Source organism: Nonomuraea maheshkhaliensis, assembly GCF_039529435.1.
Classification (GTDB): Bacteria; Actinomycetota; Actinomycetes; order Streptosporangiales; family Streptosporangiaceae; genus Nonomuraea; species Nonomuraea maheshkhaliensis.
The window spans coordinates 1-1,528 of record NZ_BAAAMU010000303.1 but is presented as its reverse complement, the minus strand read 5'-3'; the positions used below and the strand labels follow the sequence as shown (position 1 = coordinate 1,528).

General features: G+C 67.9%; 1 protein-coding gene. It reads right to left on the bottom strand.

The annotated features are described in order from the left end of the window. Positions 1-22 precede the first annotated feature (22 nt). Positions 23-1,360, bottom strand: a complete 1,338-nt coding sequence (locus tag ABFX54_RS56520; protein ID WP_428834673.1) for an IS701 family transposase — start codon at positions 1,358-1,360, stop codon at positions 23-25. Between the last annotated feature and the right edge of the window lie 168 nt (positions 1,361-1,528).

Sequence of the window (1,528 nt, the reverse complement as noted above, 5' to 3'; positions counted from 1 at the left end):
CTAGTACGGCAGCCGCCATTTGTTAGCTGACCTGGATATATGCAGTGGTCAGACGGGCTCGGTGATGGAACCAGCGGGCGCGGGCTTGATGATGGCGTCTCCAGGCTGACCAATGCGCGACGTGTTGTAGCGACGGTGTGCGGGTGGTGGCGGCGTTGAACAGGTGCTTGATCTCGGCGACCGTCAGCGGGATCAGGCCGGGATCTTCGGGCGGTTGTTCGTCGGGGTGGCGGGGCTTCATGGCTTGGGTGTCGGTGCGGTGCCGGGCGGCCGCAGCGCTGGCCGCGCAGACGGCCAGAGCGGCCATGACCAGCACGAGATGCCGGAGCAGAGCCTCATAGAGGCGCACCTGGGATTCGTCCAGGCCGAACAGGCTCTTGCCGGCCTGAAAACTCTCCTCCACCGGCCACCTCAGCCCCGCGGCGGCGATCAGGCGGGGTAGCGTGACCGGCTGGCCATCGGGGACAAAGCAGTAGCAGAAGGCCAGTTCGCCGGTGGTGCGGTGCTTACGAACCAGCAGGAAATGGGCGGGGCTGACGGTGGCGATCCAGGCCCAGGCGTAGGTGCGCTCACCCTTGGAGCCGTCACCGGCCGAGCGGATGACCCACTTGCGCTTCTGCCTCAAGTACCTGGCCACGGCCTGCTCACAGGTCAAGCAACTGCCGCCGCCGAGGGTGAGGGTGAAGGTGGCGCGGATGCGCAGCACGTAGGCCTGGCCGTGGTTCTCCAGGAAGGCGCGCAGCTTGGTGCAGGCGCCGTAGACCTCGTCCCCAGTCACGAAGTCCAGGCGCACACCGTCGGCGTAGGCCTCGCCGAGCAGGCCGATGGCCAGTTCGCCCTTGGTCGCGAAGCCCAGGTCCAGCGGCAGAGCGGTGGTGATGGCGGTGACCGGGTCGCTGATCTGCTCGGCCGGGATCCATTGCCGGGCGGCGATCAGCGCGTGTCCGGCTCCGGCGCGCACGTAGGCGAGGTAGACGGCGTTGATGCCGTTGTCGATGCCGCCGGCGCAGCCCATGTGCTGGCGCTTGACGCCTGCCGTGGCCGTGCCCTTCTTCTCCTGGCCGGACTCGTCCAGCACGCCGACGGTCAGGCTGCCCGGCCGGGCAGCGGCATCGATCCGGGCGACGGCGAACCGGCGGATGGTGCTCATCGCGCCCCTGGTGTCCCATCGGGCGCGGTTCAGCAGGCGCTGGGTGGCGTCCGGACGGCGGTCGCCGACCCACTCGGCGATCGTCCAGCCGTTGCGCCTGGGCAGCTCGGACATCACCGCTCGGACGTACTTGGCGGCCTGCAGCCGCGGCTCGATCCTGGGGAACATCGGGGCCAGCGCGGTCATCAGGTCATCCAGGTTCCGTTGCACCCGCTGGGCCTCTACGATGAGGGCGGCAGCCGCTTTGGATCTTGTTCTCGTCACACAGACATGATCACGAGCGGCTGCTCTCGTTGTACGGGAAACCCGTCAAACGATCGTATCGACCAGCACGGCGTCATCCCAGCTCACACAGCAAATGGCGGCTGCCGTACTAGG